Consider the following 13,831-nt stretch of genomic DNA (forward strand, 5'->3'; position numbering starts at 1 on the left):
GCGACACAGGGAGCAGCCCGGAAACATGGACACCAGCACAGCGACCTCCCTCTGGGACGAGCTCGTCGGCACGCAGTCCGACCCGGACCTGTGGGTGGTGATCGCGACCGGGGTCGCGGCCCTCGCGGTGGTGGTCCCGCCCGCCGTCTGGCGCGTCGCCCGCAACGCGATCACCATCGCCCACGAGGGCGGCCACGGCCTGGTCGCGCTGCTCACCGGCCGCCGGCTGACCGGCATACGCCTGCACTCCGACACCAGCGGCCTCACGGTCAGCCGCGGCAAGCCGTACGGCCTGGGCATGATCCTCACCGCCGCGGCCGGCTACACCGCGCCTCCCCTGCTGGGCCTCGGCGGCGCCGCCCTGCTGGCTGCCGGCCGCGTCACGCTGCTGCTGTGGCTGGCGACGGCCCTGCTGCTGGTCATGCTCGTCATGATCCGCAACGCCTACGGCGTCCTGACGGTGGTCCTGACCGGCGGCGCCTTCCTGCTGGTGTCCTGGCTGGCGGGGCCCCAGGTGCAGGCGGGGTTCGCGTACGCGGTGGTGTGGTTCCTGCTGCTGGGGGGCGTACGACCGGCTTTCGAGCTCCAGGCGAAGAGGCGGCGGGGAGGTGCGGGTGACTCGGACGCGGACCAGCTGGCGAGGCTGACGCACACACCGGCGGGGCTGTGGTTCTTTCTGTTCCACGTGGTGTCGCTCAGCGCGCTGGTGGGCGGCGGCAGGTGGCTCCTTTAGGGGCGCGGGGCTGTATCGATATGCGGCTCCGCCGCGTGGGCGCGATCAACCACAACGGCGCCGCACCCGACAGACAACCCACCAAACCCCCGCCTTATAGAGTGGACCCATGTCAGGAACCCCAGCAGAAACCGCCCTATGGTCGGCCCCTTACGCACGCGAGGCCGTCGATGCAACGGTCCATGTGCCGGGGTCCAAGTCCGTCACCAACCGCGCCCTCGTCCTCGCCGCCCTCGCCGGAGAACCGGGCTGGCTGCGCCGCCCCCTCCGCTCCCGCGACACCCTGCTGATGGCGGGCGCCCTGCGGGCGATGGGCGTCGGGATCGAGGAGGGCGTCGGCCCCGACGGGACGGGCGAGTTCTGGCGGGTCATCCCGACCGCGCTGCACGGCCCGGCCACGGTCGACGTCGGCAACGCGGGCACAGTCATGCGGTTCCTGCCCCCGGTCGCGGCGATCGCCGACGGCCCCATCCGCTTCGACGGCGACCCGAGGTCGTACGAGCGTCCCCTGAACGGCGTCATCGACGCGCTGCGGGTCCTGGGTGCCCGGATCGACGACGACGGCCGCGGCGCGCTGCCGCTGACCGTGCACGGCGGCGGTGCCCTGGACGGCGGCCCGGTGGAGATCGACGCGTCCTCGTCGTCGCAGTTCGTGAGTGCCCTGCTGCTCTCCGGCCCGCGCTTCAACCAGGGCGTCGAGGTCCGTCACACCGGCTCGAACCTGCCGTCGATGCCGCACATCCGGATGACGGTGGACATGCTGCGCGCGGTCGGCGCCCAGGTGGACACCCCGGAGTCCGGCGGCGAGCCCAACGTCTGGCGGGTCACGCCGGGCGCGCTGCTCGGCCGGGACCTGGTGATCGAGCCGGATCTGTCCAACGCCCAGCCGTTCCTGGCGGCGGCGCTGGTGACCGGCGGGAAGGTGCTGATCCCGGACTGGCCGGCCCGCACCACCCAGCCGGGTGACCGGCTGCGGGAGATCTTCACCGAGATGGGCGGCACCTGCGAGCTGACCGACTACGGTCTGGTGTTCACCGGTTCGGGTGCCGTCCACGGTATCGATGTGGACCTCTCCGAGGTCGGTGAACTGACCCCGGGCATCGCCGCCGTCGCGGCCCTCGCCGACTCCCCGTCCACCCTGCGGGGCGTGGCCCATCTGCGGCTGCACGAGACGGACCGGCTGGCCGCGCTCACCAAGGAGATCAACGAACTCGGCGGTGACGTCACCGAGACCGCCGACGGCCTGCACATCCGCCCGCGCCCGCTGCACGGCGGCGTCTTCCACACCTACGAGGACCACCGCATGGCGACCGCCGGCGCGATCATCGGCCTGGCGGTCGAGGGCGTACAGATCGAGAACGTGGCGACGACGGCGAAGACCATGCCGGACTTCCCCGAACTCTGGACCGGGATGCTCGGGGCGTAGGGACGCGGGGAAACACCATGCGCCGCTACGGCAAGCACACCGACGAGGACGACATCCGCCAGCGCCCCAACCGCAAGGGCAACCGGCCGCGGACCAACATCCGGCCCAAGCACGAGGACGCGGCCGAGGGCATGGTCCTCACCGTCGACCGGGGCCGGCTGACCTGCCTGGTCGACGACCGGCCCGTCCTGGCCATGAAGGCCCGCGAGCTGGGCCGCAAGGCCGCCGTGGTCGGCGACCGGGTGTGGTTGGTCGGCGACCTGTCGGGCAAGAAGGACACGCTCGCGCGGATCGTCCGCATCGCGGAGCGCTCCTCGGTGCTGCGCCGCACGGCCGACGACGACGACCCGTTCGAGCGGGTCGTCGTCGCCAACGCCGACCAGCTGGCGATCGTCACCGCCCTGGCCGACCCCGAACCCCGCCCGCGGCTGATCGACCGCTGCCTGGTCGCGGCGTTCGACGGCGGTCTCACCCCGCTGCTGGTGATGACCAAGTCGGACCTTGCCCCGCCGGACAAGCTCCTCGAGCTCTACGGCGCGCTCGACATCCCGTACGTCGTCACCAGCCGCGAGGAGCTGGAGACCGGCGGCGCGGCGGACCGGGTGCGCGAGCACCTGGACGGCAAGGTGACGGCCTTCGTGGGCCACTCGGGCGTGGGCAAGACGACGCTGGTGAACGCGCTGGTACCACAGGAGCGCAGGCGCCTGACCGGCCATGTCAACGTGGTCACGGGCCGTGGCCGGCACACGACGACCTCGGCGCTGGCCCTGCCGCTCGACGCGGCGGACGGCTGGGTGATCGACACCCCGGGCGTACGGTCCTTCGGGCTGGCCCACGTCGACCCCTCCCGGGTCATCCACGCCTTCCCCGAGCTGGAAGGCGGCACCGAGGGCTGCCCGCGCGCGTGCAGCCACGACGAGCCCGACTGCGCGCTGGACGCGTGGGTCGCCGACGGCCACGCCGACCCCGCGCGGCTGTACTCCCTGCGCCGCCTGCTCGCCACCCGCGAACGCACGGACGGCGACTGACTCCCGCGTTGTTTGCCGCTCCGTGGGTCCGGTAAGGGCATAATCACAAAAGCCGGGCCCCAAGAGCGGGTAAAGCCTGACAAGCGGTCACTGAGCACCACAGGGCGTGGAGTTACGGGAGGACAGGCACATGGCGTGGCTGCTGGTCGTCGTGGCAGGGCTGCTCGAAACCGGCTTCGCCGTGTGTCTGAAGCTGTCGCACGGCTTCACCCGGCTCTGGCCGACCATCGCCTTCGCCGTCTTCGCACTGGGCAGTTTCGGCCTGCTCACCCTCTCCCTGCGCAAACTCGACGTGGGCCCCGCGTACGCGGTCTGGACGGGCATCGGCGCGGCGGGCACCGCGATCTACGGCATGGCCTTCCTCGGTGACGTGGTCTCCACCCTGAAGATCGTGTCGATCTGCCTGGTCATCTCGGGGGTCATCGGGCTGCAGCTCTCGGGTTCGGCGCACTAGACGGTCCGGGGTCTTTCTCGCACCTCATACGGTGTCCAGGGCGCCGCGTACGAGATCGGCGACCCCGCCCTCGCCGGGCGGGGCGGCGACGCAGGACAGGGCGAGCCGGACGGCCAGCTCGCAGGAGCGGACCAGGTCGGCGGATCCGTTCCCGGCGAGGGCGGCCACGGCCCGGTCGCGGACGATGACGACGAAGTCGGCGGGAGAGGGCAGCGGCCGGTCCGCCCGCCGCTGGGCGGGCACGGCCGAGGACGAGGCGACGGCGACCGCGGCGGTGGCGGGCGCGGGCAGCCGCTCGCTCCAGCAGCCGGTGAGCATGGCCCGCACCAACGCGTTCTCCCGGGCGAGGGTGGTGGTCCACTCGGCGGTCGCGGTGAGCTTGCCGCGGGCGTCGTGCTCCGCGGCGAGCGCGCGGTCGACTCCGGCGAGATATCCGTCGGCCTCCCTGCGCACCAGCGCCCTGGCCAGGCCGTCCTTGCTGCCGAACTCGTTGTACAGCGTCTGCCGGGACACCCCGGCCGCCGCCGCCACATCCACCATCCGCACCGCGGCCCATGGCCTACGGACCAGCGCCGCGAAAGCGGCGTCCAGCAGAGATTCCCGCGCTGCAGGCATCATCGCCTCCCGGGGAGACCGGCTCTGCGCTTCAGATTTGACGCGGATGAGAGCACTGTCAAGGGTTGCGGCGATGGTCCGGGGGCTCGCGGTCGCCTGCCGTCCGCGGGCCGTCGTGGGCCGGTCGCGCAGTTCCCCGCGCCCCTGGGGCGTCGCCGCTCAGCCGCGAGCAACGTGCGCCGCCGCTGCGGGCACTCGTGCCGCTGGGGCGGCACGGGTGGGCGCAGCGGCACCCGTCAGCACGGCCGGCGAAGACCCGCCTGCCCCGGCCCTCGGCGCCCCGGACCCGTCAACGCCCCGAGCTGTCCACACTCCGGCCCCGCTGGCACCGTGCGGACCGCGCCGGATACGGTTCGTCCATGCCGGACTACCTCGACGACCTCCGTCTCGCCCACGTCCTCGCGGACGCGGCAGACGCCGCGACCATGGACCGCTTCAAGGCCCTCGACCTCAAGGTCGAGACCAAGCCGGACATGACGCCGGTGAGCGAGGCGGACAAGGCGGCCGAGGAACTGATCCGGGGCCAGCTCCAGCGGGCCCGCCCGAGGGACGCGATCCTGGGCGAGGAGTACGGCCTGGAGGGCACGGGCCCCCGCCGCTGGGTGATCGACCCGATCGACGGCACGAAGAACTACGTCCGCGGCGTCCCGGTCTGGGCGACGCTCATCAGCCTGATGGAGGCCGGCGAGGGCGGCTACCACCCCGTCGTCGGCGTCGTCTCCGCCCCCGCGCTCGGCCGCCGCTGGTGGGCCGCGAAGGGCCACGGCGCGTACACGGGCCGCAGCCTGTCGAGCGCGACCCGCATCCACGTCTCGGGCGTCTCCCAGCTCGCGGACGCCTCGTTCGCGTACTCCTCGCTCTCCGGCTGGGAGGAGCAGGGCCGTCTCGACGGCTTCCTGGACCTCACCCGCGAGGTCTGGCGCACGCGCGCGTACGGCGACTTCTGGCCGTACATGATGGTCGCCGAGGGCTCGGTGGACATCTGCGCCGAACCCGAGCTGTCCCTGTGGGACATGGCCGCCAACGCGATCGTCGTCACGGAGGCCGGCGGCACCTTCACCGGCCTCGACGGCCGCCCGGGCCCGCACAGCGGCAACGCGGCCGCGTCGAACGGCCTGCTCCACGACGAGCTGCTCGACCACCTCGACCGGCGCTCCTGACTCACGCCGTACTGCCTCACGCGCCCTCAAAGGGCCGCGCGCGCCCCCTTGTTGACCCGTTCTTTGCCTGCCACTCTGAGAGTCCCCCCACTTGTGAACTTGTGAAACAATGAACAAGGGGGCGGGACACTCCCAGGAGGTGGCTCCAGCCCATGCTCGTCCGTGACGCCATGAGCACGATGGTCCTCACCATCGGCCCCAACCACACCCTTCGACAGGCCGCCGCCCTCATGTCCGCCCGCCGGGTGGGCGCGGCCGTGGTCCTCGACCCCGACGCCGGCGGACTCGGCATCCTCACCGAACGCGACATCCTCAACTCCCTCGGCCTGGGGCAGGACCCCGACACCGAACGCGCCCACGACCACACCACCACCGACGTCGTGTTCGCCGCGCCGTCCTGGACTCTGGAGGAGGCGGCCGCCGCCATGACGCACGGCGGCTTCCGGCATCTGATCGTGCTGGACCGAGGCGGGCCCACCGGCGTCGTCTCGGTCCGCGACATCATCCGCTGCTGGGCACCGGCGAGGCAGCAGGTGCCTGCCTGACCCACCGTCGTACGACAGAGCGGGCCGGACTCCCCGGGGAAGTCCGGCCCGCCCCTCGGCAGGCGATCCGTGCCGGCGTCAGCCGCGCAGCGCCTGGACCGCGACCTCCAGCCGCTTGCCGAAGTCCTCGTCGGCCTTGCGGAAGTTGCCGATCGCCCGCTCGACGATGTCGTCGCGCGAGACCCCGGCCATCGCCCCGGCCAGATTGCCGACCAGGCGCTCCTTCTCGTCCTCGGTCATCAGCCGGTACAGGTTGCCCGCCTGCACGAAGTCGTCGTCCTCGGCGTGCACGGAGACCGCGTGGTCGCCGGTGACGCCGCTGACGGAGACGGGCCCCCACAGCGGACGGCCGGTCTGCTGCGGGCCGCCGAAGCTGTTCGGCTCGTAGTTCTTCGCGCCGCCGTGCCGGCCGTCGTAGAGGTGGCCGTCACGGGAGTTGGTGCGCGCCTCGGTGGCGTGCGGGCGGTTCACCGGCAGGTGGTCGGCGTTGATGCCGACGCGGTAGCGGTGCGCGTCGCCGTACGCGAACAGCCGCCCCTGGAGCATCTTGTCGGGCGACGGGCCGATGCCCGGCACGAAGTGAGCGGGGCTGAAGATGCTCTGCTCGACCTCGGCGAAGACGTTCTGCGGGTTGCGGTTGAGCTCCAGCCGGCCGATCTCGACGACCGGGTAGTCCGCGTGCGGCCACACCTTGGTCAGGTCGAACGGGTTGAAGCGGTACGTCGCCGCGTCCGCCGCCGGCATGATCTGCACACCCACGGTCCAGCTCGGGAACTCGCCCCGCTCGATGGCCTGGCGCAGGTCGCGCTGGTGCGAGTCGGGGTCCTTGCCCGCGAGGAGCTCGGCCTCCTCGGCGGTCAGGTTCTTGATGCCCTGGTCGGTCTTGAAGTGGTACTTGACCCAGAAGACCTCGCCCGCCTCGTTGTTCCACTGGAAGGTGTGCGAGCCGAAACCGTCCATGTGACGGTACGACGCCGGGATGCCGCGGTCGCCGAACAGCCAGGTCACCTGGTGCGTGGACTCGGGGCTGAGGCTCCAGAAGTCCCAGACGTTGTCCGCCTCCTGGCTGCCCGTGTACGGGTCGCGCTTCTGGGTGTGGATGAAGTCCGGGAACTTGATGGCGTCCTTGATGAAGAACACCGGGGTGTTGTTGCCGACGAGGTCGTAATTGCCCTCCTCGGTGTAGAACTTCAGCGAGAAGCCGCGCGGGTCGCGCACGGCGTCCGCGGCACCGAGGTTGCCGGCCACCGTCGAGAAGCGCAGGAACACCTCGGTCTGCTTGCCGACCTCGGAGAGGAAGGCCGCCCTGGTGTACGGGGTGACGTCCGCGGTGACGGTGAAGGTGCCGTAGGCGCCCGCGCCGCGTGCGTGCACGACCCGCTCCGGGATGCGCTCACGGTTGAAGTGCGCGAGCTTCTCCAGCAGGAGCTGGTCCTGGACGAGGACCGGGCCCCCGACGCCCGCGGTCTCACTGTTCTGGTTGTCGGCGACCGGAGCACCGGCCTCCGTCGTAAGCGGTCCCTGAGTCACGTGGGCCTCCTGCTGCTGCGCCATTTCTTGCCTGTCCTGTCACTTGGCCAAAGCCGTTCCCGATCCTACACTGGACTAAGTCCAAAACAAGCAGCGCTCCAAATTCACACCGGGTCGGGACCTGGTCCCCTTTGCTGTTAGGCTGGTCTCATGAGTGACCTTCTTGAACGGCTGCGCGGACGCGGATGGCGGATGACCGCGCAGCGTCGTGTCGTGGCCGAGGTCCTGGACGGCGAGCACGTCCATCTGACGGCCGACGAGGTCCATGCGCGCGCGGTGACGAGGCTGCCGGAGATCTCCCGCGCGACCGTCTACAACACCCTGGGCGAGCTGGTCTCCCTCGGCGAGGTGCTGGAGGTGTCGACGGACAAGCGCGCCAAGCGCTACGACCCGAACGCCCACCGGCCGCACCACCACCTGGTCTGCGCCCAGTGCGGCGCCATCCGGGACGTCCACCCCGCCGGCAACCCCCTCGCCGACCTCCCCGACTCCGAGCGCTTCGGCTTCACGGTCTCGGACGTCGAGGTCACCTACCGAGGCGTCTGCCCGGACTGCGCAAAGGCGTGACCTCACACACATAAGGCCCTGGCTCACCGGCCAGGGCCTTTTTCTTGTCTCAGCTTGCCGCGCACACGACTGAGGGCCGGAACCCTTTCGGATTCCGGCCCTCGGCCTTCAGTAGCGGGGACAGGATTTGAACCTGCGACCTCTGGGTTATGAGCCCAGCGAGCTACCGAGCTGCTCCACCCCGCGTCGATGAATGCAACATTACGTCAAGGGACCGTACGGAGGCAAATCCATTACACGGGCCCCGTCCGGCCCAGCTGCGGGCCACCATTGCCGCGCCAGCTGCGGGCAATCGTGCCGCTGGGGCGGCTCCCGGCCCAAAGAGGCGGCACCTCGTCAGCGTCGAGGTGCGCCAACGCCCCGGCCCCGGCACCCACGCCCCGCGCCCCACAGCAGGGCCCGGCTCGACCCAGCCAGGCCGAGCTGAGGCCGAGCTCAGGCCGAGCTCAGGCCGACAGCTCCTCCCGCAGCGCGTCCCGCAGCCGGGCCGCCCGCTCGGCGACCTCGGCCGGCCCGAGCGTCACCGCCCGGTCCGCCCACCGCTGCCCCTCCGCGAGCTCGCCGCGACGCGCGTAGACCAGGGCCAGCCGCAACGCCGCCCGGCCGTGACCGGCGTCAGCCGCGCGCGTCCACCAGACCGCCGCCTCCGGCTCACTGCCCTCGCGGGCCAGCAGCAGGCCGAGGTTGAAGGCGCCGTTCCGGGACCCGGCCTCCGCGGCCTCCCGGTACCAGCGCGCCGCCTCGACGACCTCGCCCCGCGAGGCGGCCAGCATCCCGACCCGCACCTGGGCCCGCCGATGCCCCTGCGTGGCGGCGCGCTCGTACCACTCCTCGCACTCGCTCCGCTCCCGCACCGGCTCCCCGAGCTCGTGCGTGGCGACCGGCGGACGCCGCGCGTCCAGCAGCGCTGCCAGCCGGTACGCGCCCTCCGCGCTGCCCCCGCCCGCCGCGCACCGCAGATGCCGCTCGGCCTCCTGCTCCTCACCCTCCCGCAGCCGGGCGATCCCGACCTGGAGCGCCGCCTCGGTGTGCCCGGCCGCGGCGGCCCGCTCGTACCAGCGCAGCGCCGTCTCGCCCTCGCCGCGCCCGGCGTACAGGATCCCCAGGTTGAACGCGGCGTCCACGCTCCCGGCCTCCGCGGCCTTGGAGAACCACGGCTCCGCCCCCGTCGGGTCGCTGCCCTGGAGCAGCAGGACCGCCAGCGCGTTCGCCGCCTCCCGGTGCCCGGCGTACGCCGCGTGCCGATACCACTGCTCGGCCTGCGCGATCCGGCCCTGCTCGGCGCAGAGCAGCCCGAGGTTGTACGCCCCGTTCACATCGCCCGCGTCCATCGCGGCCCGGTACCACCGCTCGGCCGTCTGCGTCTCGCCGCGCTCGGCGTGCAGCGCGCCCAGCGCGTTGGCCGCGTTGCCGTCGCCGTCCTGCGCGGCCCGCAGCCACCACACGGCGGCACTCTCGGTGTCCCCGGCGTCCCGCAGCAGGAACCCGAGCGCGCACGCGGCCCGCGGCTCGCCGTCCTTGGCCGAGGTCAGGTACCAGCGCCCCGCCTCCTTCAGCTCGCCCCGCCGCTCCAGGATCGCGCCGAGCTGCAGCGCGGCCCGCCGGTGCCCGCGCGCGGCGGCCTGCCGGTACCACTGCTCGGCCTCCGCGGAGGCGCCCACGAAGGAGTCCGTGACACCGCACGACGCACCGGCGCCCACCGCGGCCGTGTCCGTCCGGAAACTGCCCGTGCTGACACCGTTGTCAGGGCCGGTCTCGCCCTCTGGTGCGCTCTTGCGGTCAAGTGCCCTGGCCAGCCGGTACGCGGCCTCCCGGTGCCCGCGCTCGGCCGCCACTCTCAGCCATCTCTCGGCCCCGGCGTCCCCGCGGTGCTCCAGCAGATCGGCCAGCGCGTACGCCCCGAGGGTGTGCCCCTGCTCGGCGGCCTGGCGCAGCCAGTACTCGGCGGCGGGCTCGTCCCCGCGCTCACGATGGTGCCGGCCCAGCGCGTGCGCGGCGGGCGCGGACCCGGCGACGGCGGCGATACGCCACCACCCGGCGGCCTCGTCGGCGTAACCGCGCTGGTGGAGGAGGACTCCCAGGTTGTTGGCGGCGGCCCGGTCGCCCTCGGCGGTGGCGGCACGCAGATGGGGCTCGGCTCCGTCGAGATCACCGCGGCGCAGCAGCATGGCCCCGAGGACGCTCATGGCCTCGACGTCGCCGGCCTCGGCGGCGATCCGGTGCCGCGCCTCCTCGACCGCTTCGCCCGTTTCGTCCCGTGCGGGGCTGGGTTCCTCGCGGCCGGAAGGCTGCACAAAACGCCCTGTCTCCAACAGAGTTGCCTTGTCCCCCATAACGTCCATCGTCGCACCACCTGCAACCTGGGTACACCCGGTATACCGCAGTCCGTGAGGTCACTTCAGCGTTTTGTCGACATGCCCACAGAGAGACAAGTCAAACACAGTTCGCCCAACTCCCCACCGCGGCACGACGATCCCCACGCATCGGCACATGCGTTCGCACACCACGAAGGCCCGGATCCTGTTGAGGATCCGGGCCTTCGGTGTCGTACGGCGTACCGTCGACTTCAGTAGCGGGGACAGGATTTGAACCTGCGACCTCTGGGTTATGAGCCCAGCGAGCTACCGAGCTGCTCCACCCCGCGCCGTTGTTCTGCAACCGTATCACGGCGCGGGGTCAGCTCTGTCCGTCAGCCGTCGGCCGACTCTCTGGCGCTGGTGCTGGGACGGGGACTGCCACTCGGGCTGCCGCTGGGGCTGGTGCTCGGGCTGGCGCCGGGGGTCGGCTTGCTACCGGCTCCGTCGCCCGTGCCGCCGCTCGAGCCGGCCCTGGACTGCGCCTCCTCGGCACGCTGGAGCGCGTCCTCGAGATCCTTCTGCGCCCGGCCGTACGCCTCCCAGTCACCCTTCTTCAGGGCTTCCTGGCCCGCGTCGAAGGCCTTCTGGGCGTCGTCCAGTGCCTGCTGAACAGTGGGATTCCTGGAAGTCGGCGGCTTGGTCGTGCCGTCGTCGCCCTCGTCCGGCGGCTGAGGCGTCGAACCCTCCGCGCCGAACACCTTGTTGAGGGCCTCGTCGAGGGTGTCCTCGAACGCCGTCTGACCGCCGTAGGTGACCAACACCTTGCGCAGCAGCGGGTACTTCAGCCCGCCACCGCGGACGTAGACCGGCTCGACGTAGAGCAGTCCGCCGTCGAGCGGCACCGTCAGCAGGTTGCCGTACTCGACCTCGGAGTCGCCGCCTCTGAGCAACCTGATCGACTCGGCGATGTCCTGCTCGGAGTTGAACTGGCTCTGCACCTGCTTGGGCCCGTCGACCGTGGTGCTCGTCGGCAGCTTCAGGATTCTGATCTTGCCGTAGCCGCTGGTGCCGGCCTCGGCGTCGACCGCCATGAACGCGCTGAGGTTGTCACGCCCGTTGGGTGTGAACGTCGTCGTCAGCGAGAACGCCTGCTCCTTCTGGTCCGGCATCTTCATGCTGAGGTAGTACGGCGGCACCGCGTTGCCCGACTTGTTGGTCGGGTCGTCCGGCACCTGCCACACCTCGCTGCCGCTGAGGAAGGTGTCGGCGTCGTCCACGTGGTAGCGGGCGAGCAGCTCGCGCTGGACCTTGAACAGGTCCTGCGGGTACCGCAGATGGGCCATCAGGCCCTGCGAGATGGCGCTCTTGGGCTCGACCGTGTCGGGGAACGCCTTCATCCAGGTCTTCAGGACCGGGTCCTCGGTGTCCCACTGGTAGAGCTTGACCTCGCCGGTGTACGCGTCGACGGTCGCCTTCACCGAGTTGCGGATGTAGTTGACCTGGTTCTGCTGGGCCACCACCGCGCGGGAGTTGTTCGTCGCGGTGAGCGAGTCGGCCGTGGTGTCACCGAGCGTCGTACGGGAGGCGTACGGATAGCCGTTGGTGGTGGTGTAGGCGTCGACGATCCACTGGATCTTGCCGTCCACGACCGCCGGGTAGGCGTCGCCGTCGATGGTCAGCCACGGGGCGACCGCCTCGACCCGGTCCTTCGGGGTGCGGTTGTACAGAATCCGCGAACCCTCGCCGATGGCACCGGAGTACAGGATCTGCGGCTCGCTGAACGCGACCGCGTACGCCGCGCGGTTGAGCGGGTTGGAGAGGTTGACGCCGCTCTTGCCCTCGTAGCTGTACGTCTTCTCGCCGCTGTCGTCGGAGTAGTCGATCTCCTTCTGGGGACCGCCGACGATGGAGTACGTGTCGGTCTTCTCGCCGTAGTAGATGCGCTGCTGGTACCGGGGCAGGTCGCCCTGGGACGGCAGGTCGGACTCGGTGAAGACCGGGCGGCCCTCGGAGTCGGCGGTGGTGCCCTTGGCGGCGACCACGCCGTAGCCGTGGGTGTAGCGGAAGTGGCTGTTGATCCAGTTCTGCTTGTCCACGCCGCCGAGGTTCAGCTCGCGCAGACCGATGACGGTGTCCTGGTCGGTGCCCTTGTCGTTGTAGCGGTCCACGTCCAGGTTGTTCGGGAAGGCGTAGTACTTCCGCATCTGCTGGAGCTGCTGGAACGTCGGCGAGACGATGTTCGGGTCCAGGATGCGGATGCTGGCCGCGGCGTCGACGTCGTCGCGCAGCTTCGTCTTGTCCTCGGTCTGGCTCTTGCCCGTGTAGTCCGTGACCTGCGCGCCGTCGATGCCGTAGGCCTCACGCGTCGCCTCGAGGTTCTTCTCGACGTACGGGGCTTCCTTGGCCTGCTCGTTGGGCTGGACCTGGAACTTCTGGACGATCGCCGGGTACAGGCCGCCGATGAGGATCGCGGAGAGCACCATCAGGCCGAAGCCGATGACCGGCAGTTGCCAGGTGCGCCGCCACAGGGTGGCGAAGAACAGCAGGGCGCAGATGACGGCGATGCAGAACAGGATCGTCTTGGCCGGCAGATAGGCGTTGGCGTCGACGTACCTCAGGCCGGTCCAGTTGTCCGTCGCCTTGAAGTCGCTGGACTTCACCGCCAGGCCGTACCGGTCGAGCCAGTACGCGACCGCCTTCAGCGCGACGAAGATGCCCAGCAGCACGGACAGGTGTCCCGTGGCCGCGGCCGTGGCGCGCGCGCCGGGGCTGGTGACGCGCAGCCCGCCGTACAGGTAGTGCGTCAGCGTGGCGGCGATCAGCGACAGGATCGCGGCGGCGAAGCCGAAGCCCAGCAGGAAGCGGTACCAGGGCAGGTCGAAGGCGTAGAAGGAGACGTCCAGGTGGAACTGCGGGTCCTCCTTGCCGAAGGGCACGCCGTTGACCCACATCAGCCAGGTCCGCCACTGACCGGACGCGGACGCGCCGGCGATCAGGCCCACCAGGGCGGTGATCGCGAGCAGCAGCCACTTCTTGTAGGGCGCGATGCCCATCCGGTAGCGGTCCAGGCTCTGCTGCTCCATCGACATCGCGCTCAGCGGCGGGCGCAGCCGGTGGGCCAGCCAGATGTTGAAGCCGACCGCGAGGGCCATGAGCAGGCCGAAGACGAAGAACAGTCCGATCTTGGTAGACAGCGTGGTCGTGAAGACGGACGAGTAGTTCACCGACCGGTACCAGAGCCAGTCCGTCCAGAAGCCCGCGAACATGGTGAACGCCATGCCGAGTACGGCAAGCACGCCCAGTGTCATGAGCAGGGTCCGGACACGCCGGGACGGGCGGCCCACTCTGATCCGTGGCCCCGTCGGGCCTCCGCCGCGGTCCGGCATCTGGAAAGCCAAGGTGCGCACCTCGAAGTTCGCTGTTGGTCCGTCAGGCCCCCGGGTTCGCGGGCCCTCGGTCGGGCCCCGTGATCGTAG

Annotated in this window: 11 protein-coding genes and 2 tRNA genes; 7 read left to right on the top strand and 6 right to left on the bottom strand. The window is 71.0% G+C overall.

Annotated features, from left to right (window positions below; translation table 11 throughout):
* Positions 1 to 25: 25 nt before the first annotated feature.
* The 4 genes from RKD23_RS12940 (at position 26) to RKD23_RS12955 (ending at position 3,641) form a co-directional block, all read left to right on the top strand.
* Positions 26 to 733, top strand: a complete 708-nt coding sequence (locus RKD23_RS12940) for a M50 family metallopeptidase (RefSeq protein ID WP_424853820.1) — start codon at positions 26 to 28, stop codon at positions 731 to 733.
* A gap of 109 nt (positions 734 to 842) precedes the next feature.
* On the top strand, positions 843 to 2,159 hold the full coding sequence (gene aroA, locus RKD23_RS12945; RefSeq protein ID WP_424853821.1) for a 3-phosphoshikimate 1-carboxyvinyltransferase: 1,317 nt from the start codon (positions 843 to 845) through the stop codon (positions 2,157 to 2,159).
* 17 nt (positions 2,160 to 2,176) lie between these two features.
* On the top strand, positions 2,177 to 3,187 hold the full coding sequence (rsgA, locus tag RKD23_RS12950; RefSeq protein ID WP_424853822.1) for a ribosome small subunit-dependent GTPase A: 1,011 nt from the start codon (positions 2,177 to 2,179) through the stop codon (positions 3,185 to 3,187).
* Between the two features lie 130 nt (positions 3,188 to 3,317).
* Complete coding sequence (locus RKD23_RS12955; RefSeq protein ID WP_404042363.1) at positions 3,318 to 3,641, top strand: DMT family transporter; 324 nt, start codon at positions 3,318 to 3,320, stop codon at positions 3,639 to 3,641.
* A gap of 24 nt (positions 3,642 to 3,665) precedes the next feature.
* Here RKD23_RS12955 and RKD23_RS12960 read toward each other — a convergent pair whose 3' ends face one another.
* Positions 3,666 to 4,259 carry a TetR/AcrR family transcriptional regulator gene (locus RKD23_RS12960; protein ID WP_424853823.1) on the bottom strand — a complete coding sequence of 198 codons (594 nt, stop codon included), beginning with the start codon at positions 4,257 to 4,259 and terminating at the stop codon, positions 3,666 to 3,668.
* Between the two features lie 356 nt (positions 4,260 to 4,615).
* Here RKD23_RS12960 and hisN point away from each other — a divergent pair, with 356 nt between their 5' ends.
* Together hisN and RKD23_RS12970 are read left to right on the top strand one after the other, a co-directional pair.
* Positions 4,616 to 5,416 (top strand): histidinol-phosphatase, encoded by an 801-nt coding sequence (hisN, locus tag RKD23_RS12965; RefSeq protein WP_424853824.1) that lies wholly within the window; start codon positions 4,616 to 4,618, stop codon positions 5,414 to 5,416.
* Positions 5,417 to 5,568: 152 nt separating this feature from the next.
* Positions 5,569 to 5,961 (top strand): cyclic nucleotide-binding/CBS domain-containing protein, encoded by a 393-nt coding sequence (locus RKD23_RS12970; protein WP_424853825.1) that lies wholly within the window; start codon positions 5,569 to 5,571, stop codon positions 5,959 to 5,961.
* Positions 5,962 to 6,039: 78 nt separating this feature from the next.
* On the opposite strand, the gene RKD23_RS12975 is transcribed toward RKD23_RS12970, so the two are convergent.
* A complete protein-coding gene (locus RKD23_RS12975) occupies positions 6,040 to 7,491 on the bottom strand; it encodes a catalase (RefSeq protein WP_424853826.1) in 1,452 nt (483 codons plus the stop codon).
* A 150-nt stretch (positions 7,492 to 7,641) separates the two neighbouring features.
* On the opposite strand from RKD23_RS12975, the gene RKD23_RS12980 reads away from it, so the two are divergent.
* Positions 7,642 to 8,058 carry a Fur family transcriptional regulator gene (locus RKD23_RS12980; RefSeq protein WP_404042368.1) on the top strand — a complete coding sequence of 139 codons (417 nt, stop codon included), beginning with the start codon at positions 7,642 to 7,644 and terminating at the stop codon, positions 8,056 to 8,058.
* 112 nt (positions 8,059 to 8,170) lie between these two features.
* Here RKD23_RS12980 and RKD23_RS12985 read toward each other — a convergent pair.
* From RKD23_RS12985 to RKD23_RS13000, 4 genes are all read right to left on the bottom strand, one after another.
* A tRNA-Met gene (locus tag RKD23_RS12985) sits at positions 8,171 to 8,244 on the bottom strand.
* A 260-nt stretch (positions 8,245 to 8,504) separates the two neighbouring features.
* Entirely contained in the window at positions 8,505 to 10,400 is a 1,896-nt protein-coding gene (locus RKD23_RS12990; protein WP_424853827.1) for a tetratricopeptide repeat protein, read from the bottom strand.
* 228 nt (positions 10,401 to 10,628) lie between these two features.
* Positions 10,629 to 10,702, bottom strand: a tRNA-Met gene (locus RKD23_RS12995).
* A 45-nt stretch (positions 10,703 to 10,747) separates the two neighbouring features.
* Positions 10,748 to 13,741: a UPF0182 family protein gene (locus tag RKD23_RS13000; protein WP_424858224.1), complete on the bottom strand. Its 2,994-nt coding sequence runs from the start codon at positions 13,739 to 13,741 to the stop codon at positions 10,748 to 10,750.
* Between the last annotated feature and the right edge of the window lie 90 nt (positions 13,742 to 13,831).

The sequence above is a fragment of the Streptomyces sp. SAI-170 genome (assembly GCF_049739565.1).
Lineage (GTDB): Bacteria > Actinomycetota > Actinomycetes > Streptomycetales > Streptomycetaceae > Streptomyces.

Coding starts and splice junctions, on each gene's coding strand:
- RKD23_RS12980 (WP_404042368.1), top strand. CDS start 7,642: ATGAGTGACCTTCTTGAACGGCTGCGCGGACGCGGATGGCGGATGACC.
- RKD23_RS12990 (WP_424853827.1), bottom strand. CDS start 10,400: ATGGACGTTATGGGGGACAAGGCAACTCTGTTGGAGACAGGGCGTTTT.
- RKD23_RS12970 (WP_424853825.1), top strand. CDS start 5,569: ATGCTCGTCCGTGACGCCATGAGCACGATGGTCCTCACCATCGGCCCC.
- hisN (WP_424853824.1), top strand. CDS start 4,616: ATGCCGGACTACCTCGACGACCTCCGTCTCGCCCACGTCCTCGCGGAC.
- RKD23_RS13000 (WP_424858224.1), bottom strand. CDS start 13,741: ATGCCGGACCGCGGCGGAGGCCCGACGGGGCCACGGATCAGAGTGGGC.
- RKD23_RS12960 (WP_424853823.1), bottom strand. CDS start 4,259: ATGATGCCTGCAGCGCGGGAATCTCTGCTGGACGCCGCTTTCGCGGCG.
- aroA (WP_424853821.1), top strand. CDS start 843: ATGTCAGGAACCCCAGCAGAAACCGCCCTATGGTCGGCCCCTTACGCA.
- RKD23_RS12940 (WP_424853820.1), top strand. CDS start 26: ATGGACACCAGCACAGCGACCTCCCTCTGGGACGAGCTCGTCGGCACG.
- RKD23_RS12955 (WP_404042363.1), top strand. CDS start 3,318: ATGGCGTGGCTGCTGGTCGTCGTGGCAGGGCTGCTCGAAACCGGCTTC.
- rsgA (WP_424853822.1), top strand. CDS start 2,177: ATGCGCCGCTACGGCAAGCACACCGACGAGGACGACATCCGCCAGCGC.